This is a genomic window from Microbispora sp. NPDC049633, assembly GCF_040675265.1.
GTDB lineage: Bacteria > Actinomycetota > Actinomycetes > Streptosporangiales > Streptosporangiaceae > Microbispora > Microbispora maris.
This window is the reverse complement of sequence record NZ_JBFAOO010000063.1, coordinates 18223-37604: the sequence shown is the minus strand read 5'-3', so window position 1 is coordinate 37604 and position 19382 is coordinate 18223. Positions and strand designations below refer to the sequence as shown.

Here is a 19382-nt window from a genome sequence, read left to right as displayed (position 1 = left end):
CCGCCATCAGGTCCGGCCGGTGCGCCCGCGTCACGGCGCTGGCCAGCAGCACGGCGTCGCAGCCCAGCTCCATCGCCAGCGCGGCGTCGCTGGCCGTGCCGATGCCGGCGTCGAGGATCACCGGGACCGTGGCGGCCTCGACGATCAGCTCGATGCTGTGCGGGTTGCGGATGCCCAGCCCGGAGCCGATGGGGGCGCCGAGCGGCATCACCGCCGCGCACCCGGCGTCCTGGAGCCTGCGGGCCAGCGCCGGGTCGTCGCCGATGTATGGCAGCACGACGAAGCCGTCGGCGACCAGCCGCTCGGCGGCGTCGAAGGTCTCGATCGGGTCGGGCAGCAGGGTGCGCTCGTCGGCGATGACCTCCAGCTTGACCCAGTCGGTCCCCAGGGCCTCACGCGCCAGGCGGGCGGTCAGCACGGCCTCCCCGGCCGTGAAGCACCCCGCGGTGTTCGGCAGCACCTTGACGCCGCGGGCGCGCAGCACGTCCAGCACCGAACCGCGCGACGCCGGGTCGAGCCTGCGCATCGCGACGGTCGTCAGCTCGGTGCCGGACGCCTCCAGCGCCTGGTCGAGCACCTCCAGCGACGGCGCGCCGCCGGTGCCCATGATGAGGCGCGAGGTGAACTTCTCCCCGCCCAGCACGAAGACGTCGTCGGTCATGCTCATCCTCCCTGCACCGCCGTCAGCACCTCGACGCCGTCGCCGTCGGCAACCGGAGTGGAGTCCCAGGCGCTCCGGCTCACCACCTCGCCGTTCAGGGCCACCGCGACCCCGGACGTCAGGGACGTGAGGGCGCGTACGGCGTCGCCGACCGTGGCGCCGGCGGGCAACTCGGCCGCGCCTCCGTTGATCGTGACTTTCACTTGCTGAATCTCCCTGGATGGCAGGCCCCGGTGACCGGGGGTGGCTCGTCGCCGGTGAGGAGCGCCGCGACGGCGTCGGCGGTGATCGGGGACAGCAGCACGCCGTTGCGGCCGTGCCCGGTCGCCGCGAACACGCCGGGCGGTCCGGCGGGGCCGATGAGCGGCAGGTTGTCGGGCGTGCCCGGGCGGAAGCCGACCGTGGTCTCGGTCAGTTCGAGCTCGGTGATGCCGGGCACCAGCTCACGGGCGTCCCGCAGCAGCTCGTACACGCCGCCGGCGGTGACCCGCGCGTCGTACCCCAGTTCCTGCACCGTGGCGCCCAGCGTGATCTCTCCGTCGCCCCGGGGCACCAGATAGGCGGGGGAGCCGTGCACCAGCCCTCGCACGCACCGCGTGAGGAACCCCTGTGGCCCCCGCAGCCGGAGGATCTCGCCCTTGACCGGGCGCACCGGCAGGCCGGGCAGCAAGGACGCCGACCACGATCCGGCCGCCACGACGACCTGGCCCGCCGCGACGGCCTCGCCGGACGCCAGCCGTACGGACGGGCCGCCCGTCCCGGAGGCGTCGATCCCGGAGACCCGCTCGGCGACCAGCGTGCCGCCCGCCTTCTCGAACGCGGTGAGCAGGGCCCGCACGACCCTGCGCGGGTTGACCCAGGCGTCGTCGCGGGCCAGCAGCCCGCCGCGTACGGAGGGGGCGAGCATCGGCTCGTAGGAGCGGCACTCGCGCCCGGTGAGCCGCTCGACCCGCAGGCCGAGCGTCCGCTCGAAGGTCGCGAGGTCGTCCAGATAGGCCATGTCGTCCGCGCCGCGGGCGACCTCGAGCGTGCCATCGGTCCGGTAGTCCAGCTCGACGCCGCTCTCGTCCTCGAGTTCGGCCCGGAACCCCGGCCAGGCCGCCAGCGACGCGAGGCCGAGCCGCAGCAGCGGCTCCTCCGTGTAGGTCACCTCGCTGACCGGCGCGAGCATCCCGGCCGACGCGTGGGTGGCGCCGCCTCCGGGCACGGGGTCGGCCACCGCCACCGACAGGCCCCGGCGGACCGCGCGCCACGCCGCGGCCAGGCCCGCCACGCCGCCGCCGGCGATCACGACGTCGTATGTGGGGGGCACAGCGCGCTCCCTTCGCCGGCATTACCCGGATCAGGTCGGGGCGGTCGAGAGCCTCACGCTCTCCTCTCAGCCCGGTCCGCCGGGCTCCCGCGCGTCTTACGTGCACCAGCGTAGTACGCCGCCTGTCATGGCCGATCGCCGGAGGCCGCGCGCCGTCACACGGCCGGCGCCGTTCGAACAGGGAACTCCTTCACAACGTGGGCCCCCGTCGAAGTGCGCGCTACTTGCCCAACTCGTTATGAGGGGCCCGTTGGCCAGGGCCCCCGCTGACAATCTATGGTCAAGCTGTGGATCACGTCGTGGTGGTGGGTGCCGGCCTGGCCGGCGTGCGAAGCATCGAGGCGTTGAGGGCCCGTGGATTCACCGGGCGCATCACGCTCATCGGCGAGGAACACCATCGCCCCTATGACCGGCCGCCGCTGTCGAAGGCGGTGCTGCTCGGAGGCACCGATTCCACGGTGGTCGACTCCGACCTCGACGCCCTCAACGTACGGCTGTGCCTCGGCACGGCGGCCAAGGGCCTGCGTGACGGCGTGCTGGAGACGACCGAGGGCGAGCTGGAGTACGACGGCCTGGTCATCGCCACCGGCGCCGCCCCGATCCGCCTGCGCGGCGAGGGCCGCCAGCACGTGCTGCGCACCATCGAGGACGCGCTGGCGCTGCGCGAGCGGCTGGTCCCCGGCGCCCGCGTGGCGGTGATCGGGGCCGGCTGGATCGGCGCGGAGGTCGCCACCGCCGCGGCCAGGGCCGGGTGCGCGGTGACCGTCGTGGAGGCGGGGGAGAGCCCGCTCGCCGTGGCGCTCGGCCCCGCCGTGGGCAGCCACACCATCGGCTGGTACGCGCGGGCGGGCGTCGAGCTGCGTCTCGGCGCGATGGTCGGCACCGTGGACGCCGACGGCCTCACGCTCATGTCCGGCGCCCGGGTGCCGGCGGACGTGGTCGTCACCGGCGTCGGGGTGCGCCCCGCCGTCGACTGGCTGAAGGGCTCGGCCGTCCGGCTCGACGACGGGGTGGTGGTCGACGAGCACCTGCGCACGTCGCTGCCCAACGTGGTCGCGGTGGGCGACTGCGCCAACTGGTGGTCGCGCAGGTTCGCCACCCGCCTGCGGGTCGAGCACTGGGACACCGCGCTCCAGGCCCCCGACACGGCCGTCGCCACCCTCCTGGGCGAGGACGCGGTCTACGACCCCGTGCCGTACTTCTGGTCGGAGCAGTTCGGCCACATGGTGCAGTTCGCCGGGCACCGGGAGGCGGGCGACCGTGTGCTGCTGCGCGGCGACCCCCACAGGGACGCGAAGTGGGCGGTGTGCTGGCTGACGGCCGAGGACCGGCTCGCCGCGGTGCTCACCGTGGACCGGCCGCGCGACGTGGTGCAGGGCCGCAGGATCGTCGAGGGCGGCCAGCGGCTCGACCCGAGGCGGGTGGCCGATCCGGCCGTCCCGCTCCGCGACTGCATTATGACGTAATCGAGGTGTTTCCCGGCGGCCCGCCTGTGGTAATGGTGGATCCGTGACGCTTACTGTTGCGCAGATCGACCGAGAGACCGACCAGCTCGTCGGGGAGTGGCTCCCCCTCTCGGAGGCCGCCAAGAGGCTAGGGCTCAGCATGGGCCGCGCCAAGCAACTCCTCAAGGACAAGAAGCTCGCCGGCGTCCGCAGGGGCGGAGGTGAGCCGCAGATCCCCGCGGTGTTCATCGCCGGCGGCGACGTGCTCAAGGGCCTGCCCGGCACGCTGACGCTCCTGGCCGACGCGGGCTACGACGAGGTGGAGTCGATCCGGTGGTTGTTCACCCCGGACGACTCGCTGCCGGGGTCCCCGATCGACGCGATCGTGAAGGGCCGGCACACCGAGGTCAAGCGCAGGGCCCAGGCCCTGGGTTTCTGACCGTACGGCCGCATGGCATTGTGGTCGGGTGATTGACACCCGGCGACAGCGGCTCGCGCAGGCCAGGCTCTACCTCTGCACGGACGGCAGGAGGGACCGCGGCGACCTGGAGAAATTCCTCGACGCGGTCCTGTCCGCCGGAGTGGACATCGTCCAGCTCAGGGAGAAGGGCCTGGAGGCGCGCGAGGAGCTGGACCTGCTCGAGGTCTTCCGCGCGGCGTGCGACAGGCACGGCGCGCTGCTGGCGGTCAACGACCGGGCGGACGTCGCCTTCGCCGCCCGGCCCGACATCCTGCACCTCGGGCAGGACGACCTCCCGGTCCCGGTGGCCCGGGAGATCCTCGGCTCCGGCGTGCTCATCGGCAGGTCCACGCACTCGGCGGCGGAGGCGTCGGCCGCCGCCGTGGAGCCCGGGGTGGACTACTTCTGCTGCGGGCCGATCTGGCCCACGCCCACCAAACCCGGCCGCCCGGCGCCCGGCCCGGCGCTGCTGGAACACGCCGCGCGCCTGGGCGCCGACCGGCCGTGGTTCGGCATCGGCGGCATCGACCTGGGCAACCTCGACGAGGTGATGGCGCACGGCGTGCGCCGGGCCGTGGTCGTCCGGGCCGTCACCGAGGCCGACGATCCCGGCGCCGCCGCCGCCGCGCTCAAGGCCCGGCTGACCGCCGTCCCGCTCTGAGCCGCCCCTGAGCCGCCCCTGAGCCGCCGCTGAGCCGTCCGAGCGCCGCGTTCCGCCAGGTGCGGCGGGAGGTGGCGGTCCGGGGCCGCCACCGGTCCGGCCGCGCGTCCCCCTCAGGCGCGGCGGTCAGGTGCGGCGGGACGTGGCGGCGACGGCGAGGGCGGCCAGCGCCGTCCGGGCCTCCTCCTCGATCGGCGCGTGGTCGAGGGCGTGCAGCGCGTCGTCGAGATAGCGCTTGATCATGCCCTCGCACGCGGCCAGCGCGCCGGTCTCCTCGATCACCGCGCGCAGCCGCCCGACGCCCTCGGCGTCCAGCCCGGGGTCGCCGAGCAGAGACCGTACGACCGTCGCCTGCGCGGGGCCGGCCGAGGCGAGCGCGCGCGCGATCAGGACGGTCCGCTTGCCCTCGCGAAGGTCGTCTCCGGCGGGCTTGCCGGTCTCCGCCGGGTCGCCGAACACGCCGAGGATGTCGTCGCGCAGCTGGAAGGCGATGCCCACCTGCTGGCCGTACTGCACGCAGAGCCGGTCGATCCACGCGTGCCGGGCCCGGGCGGCGAGGACGAGGCCGAGCCGGAGCGGCTGCTCGACCGAGTACTTGCCGCTCTTGTAGAGGGCCACCCGCAGCGCGCTCTCGTAGGTGCTTTCGCCCTGCGCCTGTTCGAGCAGGTCGAGATACTGCCCGCACATCAGCTCGGTGAGCATGTGATCGTGCACCGGCTGGGCGGCGGCGAGCGCCTCGGGAGCCAGGCCGCAGGTGCGCCACATCTCCCCGGACCACACCAGCAGGAGATTCCCCAGCAGCACGGCGGAGCCCTCGCCGAACTGCCGCGCGGAGCCGTGCCAGCCCGCCTCGGTGTGCATCCGTTCGAACCGGCGGTGCGCGGACGGCATGCCCCGGCGCACGTCGCTCGCGTCCATCACGTCGTCGTGGACGAGCGCGCTCGCCTGCAGCAGCTCCAGCGAGGCGGCCGCGGAGTGCAGCCCCGGGTCGTCGCCGCCGCCCGCGGCCCGCCACCCCCAGTGGCAGAAGGCGGGGCGCAACCGTTTGCCGCCGGCCAGGAAGTCCTCCGCGGCGGTCAGCAGGGCGGCCAGATGAGGGTCACCGAAGTGTGGTCGCTGCCGGTCGAGGAACTCCCGGAGTGCGCGGTCCACCTCCGTACGGATGGAATCGAGCGAGACGGCGGAAGCGGTCATGCTCTGAGACTAACCGGGGTTGATCCGGACACACATCACCAGATCCCCCTTCAAGTGGGTTAACTCCCCCAGTAAGGGAAAACGTCCACATAGCAAGACTGCGACTATCCGGAAAACGGTCGCGCTGTAACCTCTCCTGTATGGCTCTCGGTCTGCCCTCGCGGCTTCCTGATCGCGTCCCGACGGTCCGCGAACTGCTGGCCGCGGGCGAGCGCTCGTTTTCGTTCGAGTTCTTCCCGCCGAAGACCGACGAGGGGGAGCGCCAGCTGTGGCGGGCCATCCGCGAGCTCGAGGCGCTGCGGCCGACGTTCGTCTCCGTGACCTACGGCGCCGGCGGCTCGACCCGCGACCGCACGGTCGACATCGTCGAGCGGCTGGCGCACGAGACGACGCTGACCCCCGTCGCCCACTTCACCGCGGTCGACCACTCGATCCGCGAGCTGCGCCACCTCGTCGGCCGGTTCGCCGACGCGGGCGTGCGCAACATCCTCGCCGTACGCGGCGACCCGCGCGGGGGCAACCCCCTGGACGAGTGGGTCAAGCACCCGGAGGGCGTGCTGTACGCCGAGGAGCTGGTGCGGCTGATCCGCCAGTCGGGCGACTTCTGCGTGGGGGTGGCCGCCTTCCCCTACAAGCACCCCAGGTCGGCGAGCATCGAGTCGGACACCAAGTATTTCGTGCAGAAGTGCCGGGCCGGCGCCGACTACGCGATCACCCAGATGTTCTTCCGGGCGGAGGACTACCTGCGGCTGCGCGACCGCGTGGCGGCCCACGGGTGCGACACCCCGATCATCCCCGGCATCATGCCCGTCACGCAGATGAGCACGATCGCCCGATCGGAGCAGCTGTCCGGCGCGCCGTTCCCGCCGGAGGTGGCCGAGCGGTTCGAGGCCGTCGCCGACGACCCGGCCGCGGTCCGGCGCCTCGGGATCGAGCACGCCATCGAGGTGTGCCAGAAGCTGCTCGACGAGGGCGCGCCCGGCATCCACTTCATCACCTTCAACCGGTCGAGCGCGACCCGCGAGGTGTTCCAGGCGCTGCACAGCGTGCCCGCCGCCGTCGCCGGCTGAGCCGGCCCGCTCAGCTCTCGCGAACCGCGCGCTCGGGCAGCGGCAGCCGCACCCCGGCGATGACGTACTCCTCGTACCCGCCGGGGAAGACGAACCTGGTCATCAGGTCGGCGAACCCCACGTCCCGGTAGAGATGCCGGGCCACCGTGGGGGCGTCGTGCGTCGAGAGCACGGCCGTGCGCTCGGGGCGGCCCTCGCACAGCGTGTGGATCAGGCGTCGGCCGAGGCCCCGGCCCTGGTACTCGGGGCGCACGTGGATCTCGGCGATCTCCAGGGCGTCGCCGAACCAGTCCTCCGCCACCACCGGCCCGGCCCGGTCCTGCAGCGCCCCGCGCACGACGTCGTGCCACCACTGCCCGCGGCCGCCGTGGAAGCCGTACGCGAAGCCGGCGACTCCGTCGGGCGCCTGCGCGTCCTCGGCGAGCACGCAGTCGAAGTCGGGATAGGTGGAGTGGTTACGCATGATCGCCATGCGCCCCGCGAGCTGGTCCGACGGCGGGCGCATGGCGACCGTGTAGATCTCCAGCACGGTGCCCAGCGCCGCCCTGAACCGGTCGGGCCCCACCCGTCGCAGTTGGATCACCCGTCGCACATTAGCAAAACGTCGCAGGGCCGGTCCGCCAGGCGTCACTCCACCTCGGCGGCCGTGCCCCCGGTGATGCGCAGCAACTCCTCGTAGGACGTGGGGAAGACCGAGTGGGGGTGCCCGGCGGCGGCCCACACCACGTCGTGCTTGCCCAGCCAGGTGTCCACCAGCGTCCGTACGGGCGCGGGGTGCCCCACCGGGGCGACGCCGCCGATGGGCTGCCCGGTGTGCTCGCGGACGAACTCCGGCGTGGCCCGCCGTACCTTCGCCGCGCCGACGAGCCGCGCGATCAGATCGGTGTTCACGCGATGGGCACCGCTGGTCAGCACCAGCAGCGGCGCGCCGTCCGCGTCGAAGATCAGGCTGTTGGCGATCGCGCCCACCTCGCAACCGAGCTGGGCCGCCGCAGTGGCGGCCGTCGGGGCGGCCTCGTCCAGCACGACGACCTCGCCCGTCACCTCGTGAGCCCGCAGGGCCTCTTGGACCCGGACGACATTCGGATGCAACTTTTCTGCCACGCGGTCACTCTAAACGGATTGCCAGGACATACGTCACCGATTATGGCCACGTGTGATCACGCGGCTCACAATCGGACCGTATGGTGGGTCCTTTGATCGAGAATCGGGCTTATGAGGGGTTGGTCATGATGAGGGGTCGACGGCGACTGGCCGCGGCCACGCTCGTCACGGTGGGAGCCGTGGCGTTCGCGGCGGCCGGCGTCACCGGCACGGCGCAGGCGCGCACCACCGCGCCCGCGGGAGCGGTGACCACGGGCACCGTGCTGTCGGCGGGCACCGTGCTGTCGGCGGGCACCGTGCTGTCGGCGGGCACCGTGCCGTCAGCGAGCACCGTGCCGTCAGCGCTTCCGGCGTTCCCGGCGCTTCCGGCGCGGGCCGCCGTGCCCGGGCGTGCCGCCTACCCGCCGTTCGCCGCGCCGGGCAAGACGCTCAGGCTCGGTGCCAAGGGCTCGGCCGTGAAGGCGCTGCAGTCCCGGCTCAGGGAGCTCGGGTACATGCCCGGCTCGGCCGACGGCCGTTACGGCGGGACCACGCTGACGGCGGTCTGGGCCTTCCAGAAGGTGCAGGGGATCAAGCCGACCAGCACGATCGCCGCCCGCACCTGGAGAGCGCTGGAGAATCCCCGCGCGCCCAGGGTCCTGGTGCCCCGGGGCAAGCCGGCCCGCGTCGAGGTGGACCTGACCAGACAGGTGATGGTTCTGTACCGGAACGACGCGCCGGTGATGATCAGTCACATCTCCAGCGGCAGCGGCGTCCCCTACACCGAGTACGCCACCTGGAACGGCAAGCGGCAGCGGTTCTCCGGCAGCGCCCGCACGCCTACCGGCGACTACAAGACCACCTGGCGGGTCAAGGGCTGGCACCGGTCCTACCTCGGGCAGCTCTACAACCCGATCTTCTTCAACGGCGGCATCGCGCTCCACGGCGCGCTGTCGGTGCCGCTCTACCCGGCGTCGCACGGCTGCGTGCGGCTGCCCATGAACGTGGCCGAGGTCCTGCCGGGCATGCTCGGCAAGGGCGTCCCGGTGCACGTCAGGGGTGCCTTCAGGCGCTAGTTCCACTTCCGGAGGGGCCCCGCGTGAGGTGATCGCGCGGGGCCCCTCCGTCGTCTCGTGCCCGCGTTTGCGCCACACTCCTCGAACACGTATTCGTTGACAGTCTTGACAGTGGACATGATCGAATCTATGTTCGATGGAGTGGGCGTGGGACTCGCGGCTCGCGCCCACCCCGTTGGATTCGTGCCTTCGTCGTCGGCGGAGACGGATGCGGCACGGCCCGCGGCGTGGGCCGGACGGGGAGAGGGGAAGCTCCTCGTCCGGCCGCCCACGGGAGCCTGAGAAAGCGTCGGGCGATCTCGAGCGGTTCACGGGATCTCCCGGCCGGCGAAATTGTCGGTGCGATCTGCGACTGTGAGGTCACCGGCGACCTTCGCCGGAGTGCCACGACTCAAGGAGGCGGGCATGACTGAGCAGAATGACGATCAGAAGAGCGGGCCCCGGCTCTCGCAGGCGGTTCTGGCACACCTCGCGGACGCCAGGGCATGCCTCGCGGACGCCACCGTCGGGCCCACCCCCGCGGACCGCTACGTGTCGGCCCACCTGGCGGCCCTCCGTGCGGCCGCCGGGATCCTCGCGGCGCGTCCGCGGCCGATGGACGGCCGCAGGCGGCGCCTGCGCAGCGCCTGGGAGCTGCTGCCGGAGGCCGAGCCCAAGCTCGCGGACTGGGCGGCCTACTTCGCGGTGAGCGCGACCAAGCGCGCGGCGGCCGAGGCCGGCATGGTCCGCGCCGTCACGCAGAACGACGCGGAAGAGATCATAGCGGAGGCGGACAGGTTCGTCGGCGAGGTCGAGTCGATCCTCGGTCTGCCCGGCCGCCCCACCCTGCCCATGGCCGGCTGACCTCCGTCTCCGGCCATGGTCCCGCTCGTCCCGTCCGGGCGAGCTGTGCGGGTGCGGGCGCGGGTGCTCAGACGGGGTCGCGCTCCAGCGGGCAGCTCATGCAACGCGGCCCGCCGCGTCCGCGTCCGAGCTCGCTGCCGCGGATCGTGATGACCTCGATGCCGTGCCTGCGCAGGTAATTGTTGGTCGTGGTGTTGCGTTCGTAGGCGACCACCACGCCCGGCTCCAGCGCCAGCACGTTGCAGCCGTCGTCCCACTGCTCGCGCTCGGCCGCGTGCACGTCCTGCGTCGGCGTGAGGACCTTGATGTCGTCCAGGCCGAGGGCCCGCGCGATCGCCTTGTGCATGTCCTCCGGCGGGTGGTCGGTGACCTTCAGCTCCTTGTCGGTGTCGCCCGGCTCCACCGTGTACGAGGGGAGCATGCCGAGCCCGGCGTACTTGGTGAACACGCCCACGTCGACGTTGGTCATCACGGTGTCGAGGTGCATGAACGCGCGGGTCTTGGGCAGGTCGAGCGCCACGATGCGGGTCGCCGACCCCGCGCGGAACAGGTTGGTCGCCAGCATCTCGACCGCCTGCGGCTGGGTGCGCTCGCTCACCCCGACGAGCACGACGCCGTCGCCGAGCACCAGGACGTCGCCGCCCTCGATGGTGGCCGGGGCCATGCGCACGCCCTCGTACCAGACGTTGAACCCGCCGTCGTCCGGGTTGCCGTAACCCGCGGCGAACAGCGGATGCCAGCGGTAGACGGCCTCGTAGTTGACGGTCTCCCGCCTGCGCGCCTTCTTGCGCATCGCGTTGATCGACACCCCGTCGTACACCCAGCAGGAGGTGTCGCGGGCGAACAGGTGGTTGGGCAGCGGCGGGAGGACGAAGTCGTCCATCGCGAGCGTGTGGAAGGTGATGGAGCCCGGGTCGCAGCCCAGCTCCATGATCTCGCGCTTGGTGATCCCGCCGGTCAGCAGCGGTGCGAGCCTGTCGGCGTCGAGGGAGTCGAGCGTGTTGCGGATCGCGTCGGCGGCCAGCGGGCCGAACCAGTGCTCGTCGACGCTGCCGTCGAGGATGTGCTTGCGCGCGTCGGGGATCTCGATCACCTCGCGCAGGAGGTCACCGAGGTGGTGCACCGTGACGCCGCGTCCGGCGAGCACCCCGCACCACTCCCGGTGCTCCTCCAGCGCGCGGTGCACCCAGAGCACGTCGTCGAACAGCAGGCCGTCCTTGTTGCCCGGGGTGAGCCGCTTGAGCGCGAGTTCGGGAATGTCGACCAGGACGCGGCGAAGCCTGCCCACCTCGGAGCCCACGTAAAACGTCATGTCCTGCCTATCCCCGCGTGACAGGAATCACTCGTACCGACGGCTCCCCGAAGCGAAAGACGCCGCCCGTGACTACGCCGAGCGGGCGGGCACGGGGAGCCGCGTACGGGCCAAGACGGCAGGTCAGAAGGACTCGACGGCGCGGCGGGCCTCCGCGTCGAGCACGCCCCAGTGGATGAACTCCTCGGTCAGCTCGACCGGCGACTTGTCGTAGATGACCGCGAGCGAGCGCAGGTCCTCCTGCCGGATGGACAGCACCTTGCCGTTGTAGTCGCCACGCTGGCTCTGGATCGTCGCGGCGTAACGCGCCAGCGGGCCGGCCTTGTCCTTCGGCAGCTGCGACAGGCGCTCCAGGTCGATGACCAGCTTGGGCGCGGGCGCGAGCGGGCTGGGGGCGGCTCCGCCGGGAAGAAGCTCCGACACCGGCACTCCGTAGAAATCCGCGAGCTCGGCGAGCTTCTGCACGGTCACCGCGCGGTCGCCCCGCTCATAGGAGCCCACGACGACGGCCTTCCACCGTCCGCGGGACTTCTCTTCCACACCGTGCAGGGACAGCCCCTGCTGGGTCCGAATGGCGCGCAGGCGCGCGCCCAGCGACTTGGCGTAGTCAGACGGCATCGTGTGGCCCCCGGCTTTCTATGTCTCTTCTCACTTGATTGTGCGTCCTTGTCCTAAGCGTTCCGAACACCGGGGCTGGTGGCCGAGTCCGGCACCTTCGGTGACCGCTGCGTCGGGTTTTACCCAGGAAGGTCGCGTGTTGTGGTTACGGACAGTGACGGTAAAGCCGACACTCCCAAAGGTCAAGCTGATTGGAAAAAAGAGCGTCAAACAGTGCTCTCCCCGAAATCCCCGACACCCGGCGCGATGCGGCTTCCGCTCCCCGGTACGTCACCGGCGCGTCTCCCGTCGCGTCCTCACCACGCCGCCGGCGAGCGGACCCGGGGGGCATCACCCCTGGCGGGAGGGGGGTTCGCAGACGGCCCTGATACTCTAAGCAGACCGAACACCCTTTAAGACCCGTCCCGTGAGGCGGGAAAGGCGGTGACTTTTTCATGTCTGATGCCCGAAATCCGGCCCGCGCCGTCCTGGAGGGGCCCGACATCCACCGGGCGCTCACCCGGATCGCGCACGAGATCCTCGAACGGACCAGGGGCGCGGAGAGCGTCGTCCTGATCGGCATCCCCACTCGCGGCGCCACCCTCGCGCAGCGCATCGCCGAGCGCATCGCGCAGTTCGAAGGGATCAAGGTCCCCGTCGGCGCCATCGACGTCACGATGTACCGCGACGACCTGCGCCTGCGGCCCGCGCGCCCGCTCGGCCGCACCGAACTGCCCCCGGACGGCGTGGACGGCAGGACCGTCGTCCTGGTGGACGACGTCCTCTACTCCGGCCGCACCGTGCGCGCCGCGCTCGACGCGCTCAACGACGTGGGCAGGCCCAGGGCCGTCCAGCTCGCCACGCTCGTCGACCGCGGCCACCGGGAGCTGCCGATCCGCGCCGACTACGTCGGCAAGAACCTGCCGACTTCCAAGAGCGAGAAGGTCAAGGTCTTCCTGGAGGAGACGGACGGGCGCGACGCGGTCGTGCTCATCAAGGAGGACGACCGATGAATCGGCACCTGATCTCGACCGGCGACCTCACCCGCGACGACGCCCTCCTCATCCTCGACACGGCCGAGGAACTGGCCCAGGTCTCGCAGCGGTCCATCAAGAAGCTGCCGACGCTGCGCGGCCGCACGGTGGTGAACCTCTTCTTCGAGGACTCCACCCGGACCCGCATCTCGTTCGAGGCCGCGGCCAAGCGCCTGTCGGCCGATGTGATCAATTTCTCGGCCAAGGGGTCGAGCGTGTCCAAGGGCGAGTCGCTGAAGGACACCGCGCTCACCCTGGAGGCCATGGGCGCCGACGCCGTGGTGATCCGGCACAGCGCCTCCGGCGCGCCGCACCGCCTGGCCAACTGGGTGCGCGGCAGCGTGGTCAACGCCGGCGACGGCACCCACGAGCACCCCACCCAGGCGCTGCTCGACGCCTTCAGCATCCGCCGCCGGCTGGGCCAGCTCGAGGGCCTGAAGGTCGCCATCGTGGGCGACGTGCTGCACAGCCGGGTCGCCCGGTCCAACGTGCTGCTGCTGCACACGCTCGGCGCGGAGGTGACGCTGGTCGCGCCGCCGACCCTGCTGCCGGTCGCGGTAGGGACGTGGCCCTGCCAGGTCTCCTACGACCTCGACGCCGTGCTGCCCAAGTCGGACGTCGTGATGATGCTGCGGGTCCAGCTCGAACGGATGAACGCGGCCTACTTCCCCTCGGCGCGGGAGTACAGCCGCCGCTACGGCCTCGACCGCGACCGCTTCGCCCGGCTGCACGACGACGCCGTCGTCATGCACCCCGGCCCGATGAACCGCGGCATGGAGATCTCCGCGGAGGTCGCCGACTCGCCGCGCTCGACGATCGTCGAGCAGGTCACCAACGGCGTGACCGTCCGGATGGCCGTTCTCTACCTGCTGCTCGGCGGATCCGAGCCCGCGATCGGAGGCGCCGAATGAGCACCCACGACCTTCACGAGGGGACGGCTGTGAGCACCATCCTCATCAGGGGCGCCCGGATCTTGGGCGGCGCCCCGGGCGACATCCTGCTGCGCGACGGCGTCGTGGCGGAGACCGGCGACCTCGCGGGCGCGAGGGCCGACCAGACGGTCGACGCCGACGGGCTCGTCGCCCTGCCCGGCCTGGTGGACCTGCACACCCACCTGCGCGAGCCCGGCCGGGAGGACGCCGAGACGGTCGAGACCGGCACCCAGGCCGCGGCGCGCGGCGGATACACCGCCGTCCACGCGATGGCCAACACCTCCCCGGTGGCCGACACCGCCGGCGTGGTGGAGCAGGTCTGGCGGCTCGGCCAGGAGCACGGCCACTGCGACGTGCAGCCCGTGGGCGCGGTGACCTCCGGCCTCGAGGGCCGCCAGCTCGCCGAACTCGGCGCGATGGCCGACTCCGCGGCCCGCGTCCGGGTCTTCTCCGACGACGGCAAGTGCGTGTCCGACGCCGTGCTGATGCGCCGGGCGCTGGAGTACGTCAAGGCGTTCGACGGCGTCGTCGCCCAGCACGCCCAGGAGCCGAGGCTGACCGAGGGCGCCCAGCTCAACGAGGGCGAGGTGTCGGCCAGGCTCGGCCTGACCGGCTGGCCGGCGGTCGCCGAGGAGGCGATCATCGCGCGTGACTGCCTGCTCGCCGCGCACGTCGGCTCCCGGCTGCACGTCTGCCACGTCTCCACCGCGGGCTCCGTCGAGATCATCCGCTGGGCCAAGTCGAAGGGCTGGGACGTGACCGCCGAGGTCACCCCGCACCACCTGCTGCTGACCGACTCCTGCGCGGAGAGCTCGCCGCTCGGCTCGTACAACCCGATCTACAAGGTGAACCCGCCGCTGCGCACGGCCGAGGACGTGCGGGCGCTGCGCGAGGCGCTGGCCGACGGCACGATCGACTGCGTGGCCACCGACCACGCGCCCCACCCGGTCGAGGACAAGGAGACCGAGTGGGCCGCGGCGGCCATGGGCATGATCGGCCTGGAGACCGCCCTGTCCGTGGTCCAGGAGGCCATGGTCGACACCGGCCTGCTCGACTGGGCCGGCGTCGCCGACCGCATGTCGGCGCGGCCCGCGAGGATCGGCCGCCTGACCGGGCACGGCCGCCCGATCGAGCCCGGCGCCCCCGCCAACATCACCCTGTACGACCCGTCGGCCCGGCAGCCCGTGGACCCCGCCGCGATGGTGTCGAAGAGCCGCAACACCCCCTACGAGGGGCTGACCCTGCCCGGCCGCGTCGTCGCGACGTTCCTGCGCGGCCGCCCCACCGTTCTCGAAGGGAAGCTCGTATGACAGCCCTGCTCGTGCTAGAGGACGGACGCGTCTTCGAGGGAACGCCGTACGGCGCCGTGGGCGAGACGTTCGGCGAGATGGTCTTCAACACCGGCATGACCGGCTACCAGGAGACGCTCACCGACCCCTCCTACCACCGGCAGATCGTGGCGATGACCGCCCCGCACATCGGCAACACCGGTGTCAACGACGAGGACCCCGAGTCCCGCAGGGTCTGGGTCGCCGGCTACGTCGTGCGGGAGCCGTCGCGGATCCCGTCGAACTGGCGCTCCCGCAGGACCCTCGACGACTACCTGCGCGACCAGGGCGTCGTCGGCATCGCGATGCCCGGCACCCGGGCCCTCACCCGCCACCTGCGCGAGCGCGGCGCGATGCGCGCGGGCATCTTCAGCGAGGGCGGCGAGGTCGCCGAGCTCGTCGAGCGGGTGCGGCGCGCGCCCGGCATGGAGGGCGCCGACCTGGCCCGCGAAGTCAGCACGCCCGAGCCGTACGTCGTGCCGGCCGTGGGGCGCAAGCGCTTCACCGTCGCCGCGGTCGACCTCGGCATCAAGGCCATGACCCCGCAGCGGATGTCCGAGCGGGGCTGCGAGGTGCACGTGCTGCCCGCGACCGCCAAGGCGGCCGACATCCTCGCCCTCGACCCCGACGGCGTGTTCTTCTCCAACGGCCCCGGCGACCCCGCCGCCGCCGGCTACGCGGTCGAGACCCTGCGCGAGGTGCTGGGCGAGAGCGTGCCGTTCTTCGGCATCTGCTTCGGCAACCAGATCCTCGGCCGGGCGCTCGGCCTCGGCACCTACAAGCTGCGGTACGGCCACCGCGGGGTGAACCAGCCGGTGCAGGACCGCAGGACCGGCAAGGTCGAGATCTCCGCGCACAACCACGGCTTCGCCGTGCGGGCGCCGCTGGACGGGCCCTTCGAGACGCCGTACGGCGCGGCGGAGGTGAGCCACGTCAACCTCAACGACGACTGCGTGGAGGGGCTGCGCCTGCTGGACCGCCCGGCGTTCAGCGTGCAGTACCACCCCGAGGCGGCCGCGGGACCGCACGACGCCGCGTACCTGTTCGACGAGTTCTGCCAGCTGATGGACGACAAGAAGGGGGCCAAGGGTGCCTAAGCGTACGGACATCAGGTCCGTCATGGTGATCGGCTCCGGCCCGATCGTCATCGGACAGGCGTGCGAGTTCGACTACTCCGGCACCCAGGCCTGCCGCGTCCTGCGGAGCGAGGGGTTCCGGGTCATCCTGGTCAACAGCAACCCCGCGACGATCATGACGGACCCGGAGTTCGCCGACGCCACCTACGTCGAGCCGATCACGCCGGACATCGTCGAGAAGATCATCGCCAAGGAGCGGCCCGACGCGCTGCTGCCCACGCTGGGCGGCCAGACCGCGCTCAACACGGCCGTGGCGCTGCACGAGGCGGGCGTGCTCGGCAAGTACGGCGTCGAGCTGATCGGCGCCGACATCGACGCCATCCAGGCGGGGGAGAACCGCGAGCGGTTCAAGGAGATCGTCGCGAAGGTGGCCGCCGAGCACGGCCTCAACGCCGAGTCGGCGCGCAGCGCGATCTGCCACACGATGGACGAGTGCCTGCGCGCGGCCGGCGAGCTCGGCTACCCCGTCGTCGTCCGCCCGAGCTTCACCATGGGCGGCGCGGGCTCCGGCTTCGCCCACGACGAGCAGGAGCTGCGCCGCATCGCGGGCGCCGGCCTCGACGCGTCCCCGACCACCGAGGTGCTCCTGGAGGAGTCGATCCTCGGCTGGAAGGAGTACGAGCTGGAGGTCATGCGGGACCGCAACGACAATGTGGTCATCGTGTGCTCCATCGAGAACATCGACCCGATGGGCGTGCACACCGGCGACAGCGTGACCGTGGCGCCCGCGCTGACCCTGACCGACCGCGAGTACCAGAACATGCGCGACGTCGCGATCGCGGTCATCCGCGAGGTCGGCGTCGACACCGGCGGCTGCAACATCCAGTTCGCGGTCGACCCGGAGACCGGCCGGATGATCGTCATCGAGATGAACCCGCGCGTGTCGCGGTCGTCGGCGCTGGCGTCCAAGGCCACCGGCTTCCCGATCGCCAAGATCGCCGCCAAGCTCGCGATCGGGTACACGCTCGACGAGGTCCCCAACGACATCACCAAGGAGACCCCGGCGTCGTTCGAGCCGTCGCTCGACTACATCGTGGTCAAGGTGCCCAGGTTCGCGTTCGAGAAGTTCGCCGGCGCCGACGAGACGCTGACCACGCACATGAAGTCGGTCGGCGAGGCGATGGCGATCGGGCGGTCCTTCCCGGAGGCGCTGCAGAAGGCGCTGCGGTCGCTGGAGAAGAAGGGGTCGTCGTTCAGCTGGGCCGGTGAGCCCGGCGACCTGGACGAGCTCCTGGAGGCCTGCCGCAGGCCGCACGACGGACGGCTGCGCACGATGCAGCAGGCCATCAGGGCGGGCGCCACCCCCGAGCAGGTCCACGAGGTCACGAAGGTGGACCCGTGGTTCGTCGACCAGCTCTTCGCGATCGACGAGGTCGCCCGGTCGATCACCGCGCTCGACCGGCCCACGCTGGAGCTGGCCAAGCGGCACGGGTTCAGCGACGCGCAGATCGCCGAGATCCTGGGCGTGCCGGAGGCCGAGGTGCGGGCCACGCGCCACGAGCTCGGCCTGCGGCCCGTCTACAACACCGTGGACACCTGCGCCGCCGAGTTCGCCGCGCGCACGCCGTACCTCTACTCCACGTACGACGAGGAGACCGAGGTGCCGGTGGGGGACCGGCCCAAGGTGATCATCCTGGGCAGCGGGCCCAACCGCATCGGCCAGGGCATCGAGTTCGACTACGCCTGCGTGCACGCGTCGTTCGAGCTGGCCAAGGCCGGCTACGAGACCGTGATGGTCAACTGCAACCCCGAGACCGTCTCGACCGACTACGACACCTCCGGCCGGCTCTACTTCGAGCCGCTCACGCTGGAGGACGTCCTGGAGGTCGTGCACGCCGAGCAGGAGACCGGGCCGGTGGCCGGCGTCATCGTGCAGCTCGGCGGCCAGACGCCGCTCGGGCTCGCCCAGGCGCTCAAGGACGCCGGGGTGCCCATCGTGGGCACCTCGCCCGAGTCGATCCACCTCGCCGAGGACCGGGGCGCGTTCGGCCGGGTCCTCGCCGAGGCCGGGCTGCCCGCGCCCAAGCACGGCACCGCGACGACCGTGGACGAGGCGAAGGCCGTCGCCGAGGAGATCGGCTACCCGGTGCTCGTCCGGCCGTCGTACGTGCTCGGCGGGGCCGGCATGGCCATCGTGTACGACGAGGACACCCTCGGGGCGTACATGGCCAAGGCGGCCTCCGAGCACCCGGTGCTGATCGACCGGTTCCTCGACGACGCCATCGAGATCGACGTGGACGCGCTGTTCGACGGCGAGGAGCTCTACCTCGGCGGCGTCATGGAGCACATCGAGGAGGCCGGCATCCACTCCGGCGACTCGGCCTGCGCCCTGCCGCCGATCACGCTGGGCGGCTTCGACATCAAGCGGATCCGCGCGGCCACCGAGGGCATCGCCCGCGGCGTGGGCGTGCGCGGCCTGCTGAACGTCCAGTACGCGATGGCCTCCAACGTGCTGTACGTCCTGGAGGCCAACCCCAGGGCCAGCCGTACGGTGCCGTTCGTGTCCAAGGCCACGGCGGTGCCGCTGGCCAAGGCGGCGGCGCGGCTGATGATGGGCGCGACGATCGCCGAGCTGCGCGCCGAGGGCATGCTGCCGGCCGGCTACGACGGCGGCACGCTGCCGCTGGACGCGCCGGTCGCGGTCAAGGAGGCGGTGCTGCCGTTCAACCGGTTCCGCGGCGTGGACACCGTGCTCGGGCCGGAGATGCGCTCGACCGGCGAGGTCATGGGCATCGACGAGTTCTTCGGCACGGCCTTCGCCAAGTCGCAGTCGGCGGCCTACGGCGCGCTGCCCACCAAGGGCCGGGCGTTCGTCTCGGTCGCCAACAAGGACAAGCGGGCCATGATCTTCCCCGTGAAGGCGCTGGCGGACCTCGGCTTCGAGATCCTGGCCACGGAGGGCACCGCCGAGGTGCTGCGCCGCAACGGCGTCCATGCCAAGATCGTGCGCAAGCACAGCGACGGCGCCGGTCCCGAGGGCGAGCCGACGATCGTGCGGCGCATCCTCGACGGGGAGGTGGACCTCATCGTGAACACGCCGTTCGGCAGCCCCGGCCAGTCCGGGCCGCGCCTGGACGGGTACGAGATCCGCACCGCCGCCGTCAACCGCGGCATCGCCTGCGTCACGACCGTCCAGGGCCTGGCCGCGGCCGTCCAGGGCATCCAGCACATCGTCAGGGGCGACATCGACGTGCGTTCCCTGCAGGAACACGCCAGGAGGCTGCGAGACTAGCCCGGA

19 protein-coding genes and 1 riboswitch are annotated in these 19382 nt (G+C 71.9%); of the genes, 11 read left to right on the top strand and 8 right to left on the bottom strand.

Translation table 11 applies throughout. From position 1 onward, the window contains the following. From AB0J39_RS18490 to thiO, 3 genes are all read right to left on the bottom strand, one after another. A partial coding sequence (locus AB0J39_RS18490; RefSeq protein WP_363465994.1) for a thiazole synthase occupies positions 1-667 on the bottom strand: 667 nt, incomplete at its 3' end. Then, a complete protein-coding gene (gene thiS / locus AB0J39_RS18485) occupies positions 664-864 on the bottom strand; it encodes a sulfur carrier protein ThiS (protein WP_363465991.1) in 201 nt (66 codons plus the stop codon). The genes AB0J39_RS18490 and thiS, both read right to left, overlap by 4 nt. Then, positions 861-1973: a glycine oxidase ThiO gene (gene thiO, locus AB0J39_RS18480; RefSeq protein ID WP_363465989.1), complete on the bottom strand. Its 1113-nt coding sequence runs from the start codon at positions 1971-1973 to the stop codon at positions 861-863. The genes thiS and thiO overlap by 4 nt, the downstream gene beginning before the upstream one ends. Beyond that, positions 1964-2074: riboswitch (TPP riboswitch) on the bottom strand. Its footprint overlaps the gene before it by 10 nt. Positions 2075-2260: 186 nt before the next feature. Here thiO and AB0J39_RS18475 point away from each other — a divergent pair. From AB0J39_RS18475 to thiE, 3 genes are read left to right on the top strand one after another with little or no spacing between them, the layout of a single operon-like run. Continuing rightward, positions 2261-3439: an FAD-dependent oxidoreductase gene (locus AB0J39_RS18475; protein WP_363465986.1), complete on the top strand. Its 1179-nt coding sequence runs from the start codon at positions 2261-2263 to the stop codon at positions 3437-3439. 43 nt (positions 3440-3482) lie between these two features. Beyond that, positions 3483-3857, top strand: coding sequence for an Rv2175c family DNA-binding protein (locus AB0J39_RS18470; protein WP_346225658.1), 375 nt, complete (start codon positions 3483-3485; stop codon positions 3855-3857). 28 nt (positions 3858-3885) lie between these two features. Next, complete coding sequence (thiE, locus tag AB0J39_RS18465) at positions 3886-4539, top strand: thiamine phosphate synthase (RefSeq protein ID WP_363465984.1); 654 nt, start codon at positions 3886-3888, stop codon at positions 4537-4539. 126 nt (positions 4540-4665) lie between these two features. Here the strand turns inward: thiE and AB0J39_RS18460 are convergent, their stop codons facing one another. Continuing rightward, positions 4666-5733 carry a polyprenyl synthetase family protein gene (locus tag AB0J39_RS18460; protein WP_363465981.1) on the bottom strand — a complete coding sequence of 356 codons (1068 nt, stop codon included), beginning with the start codon at positions 5731-5733 and terminating at the stop codon, positions 4666-4668. Positions 5734-5873: 140 nt separating this feature from the next. On the opposite strand from AB0J39_RS18460, the gene metF reads away from it, so the two are divergent. Then, entirely contained in the window at positions 5874-6803 is a 930-nt protein-coding gene (metF, locus tag AB0J39_RS18455; RefSeq protein ID WP_363465978.1) for a methylenetetrahydrofolate reductase [NAD(P)H], read from the top strand. A 10-nt stretch (positions 6804-6813) separates the two neighbouring features. Here metF and AB0J39_RS18450 read toward each other — a convergent pair whose 3' ends face one another. Then, positions 6814-7386: a GNAT family N-acetyltransferase gene (locus tag AB0J39_RS18450; RefSeq protein ID WP_363465976.1), complete on the bottom strand. Its 573-nt coding sequence runs from the start codon at positions 7384-7386 to the stop codon at positions 6814-6816. 44 nt (positions 7387-7430) lie between these two features. Then, entirely contained in the window at positions 7431-7907 is a 477-nt protein-coding gene (locus tag AB0J39_RS18445; RefSeq protein WP_363465973.1) for a YbaK/EbsC family protein, read from the bottom strand. Between the two features lie 125 nt (positions 7908-8032). On the opposite strand from AB0J39_RS18445, the gene AB0J39_RS18440 reads away from it, so the two are divergent. Together AB0J39_RS18440 and AB0J39_RS18435 are read left to right on the top strand one after the other, a co-directional pair. Further along, positions 8033-8962: a L,D-transpeptidase family protein gene (locus AB0J39_RS18440; protein WP_363465970.1), complete on the top strand. Its 930-nt coding sequence runs from the start codon at positions 8033-8035 to the stop codon at positions 8960-8962. A 405-nt stretch (positions 8963-9367) separates the two neighbouring features. After that, positions 9368-9805, top strand: a complete 438-nt coding sequence (locus AB0J39_RS18435; RefSeq protein WP_076432068.1) for an SAV_6107 family HEPN domain-containing protein — start codon at positions 9368-9370, stop codon at positions 9803-9805. A 67-nt stretch (positions 9806-9872) separates the two neighbouring features. On the opposite strand, the gene AB0J39_RS18430 is transcribed toward AB0J39_RS18435, so the two are convergent. Beyond that, positions 9873-11117, bottom strand: a complete 1245-nt coding sequence (locus tag AB0J39_RS18430; RefSeq protein ID WP_363465968.1) for an arginine deiminase — start codon at positions 11115-11117, stop codon at positions 9873-9875. A gap of 123 nt (positions 11118-11240) precedes the next feature. Further along, positions 11241-11735, bottom strand: a complete 495-nt coding sequence (locus tag AB0J39_RS18425) for a transcriptional regulator (RefSeq protein ID WP_030508976.1) — start codon at positions 11733-11735, stop codon at positions 11241-11243. Positions 11736-12169: 434 nt separating this feature from the next. On the opposite strand from AB0J39_RS18425, the gene pyrR reads away from it, so the two are divergent. Genes pyrR through carB form a run of 5 tightly spaced genes read left to right on the top strand, consistent with a single transcriptional unit; the run spans position 12170 to position 19376 of the window. Continuing rightward, positions 12170-12727, top strand: a complete 558-nt coding sequence (gene pyrR / locus AB0J39_RS18420) for a bifunctional pyr operon transcriptional regulator/uracil phosphoribosyltransferase PyrR (RefSeq protein ID WP_363465966.1) — start codon at positions 12170-12172, stop codon at positions 12725-12727. Further along, entirely contained in the window at positions 12724-13659 is a 936-nt protein-coding gene (locus tag AB0J39_RS18415; protein WP_363465964.1) for an aspartate carbamoyltransferase catalytic subunit, read from the top strand. Before pyrR ends, AB0J39_RS18415 begins: the two co-directional genes overlap by 4 nt. A 29-nt stretch (positions 13660-13688) precedes the next feature. Then, on the top strand, positions 13689-14990 hold the full coding sequence (locus AB0J39_RS18410; protein ID WP_363465962.1) for a dihydroorotase: 1302 nt from the start codon (positions 13689-13691) through the stop codon (positions 14988-14990). Continuing rightward, positions 14987-16105, top strand: a complete 1119-nt coding sequence (gene carA, locus AB0J39_RS18405; protein WP_346228465.1) for a glutamine-hydrolyzing carbamoyl-phosphate synthase small subunit — start codon at positions 14987-14989, stop codon at positions 16103-16105. The genes AB0J39_RS18410 and carA overlap by 4 nt, the downstream gene beginning before the upstream one ends. Continuing rightward, a complete protein-coding gene (gene carB, locus AB0J39_RS18400) occupies positions 16098-19376 on the top strand; it encodes a carbamoyl-phosphate synthase large subunit (protein ID WP_363465960.1) in 3279 nt (1092 codons plus the stop codon). The genes carA and carB overlap by 8 nt, the downstream gene beginning before the upstream one ends. Positions 19377-19382 lie beyond the last annotated feature (6 nt).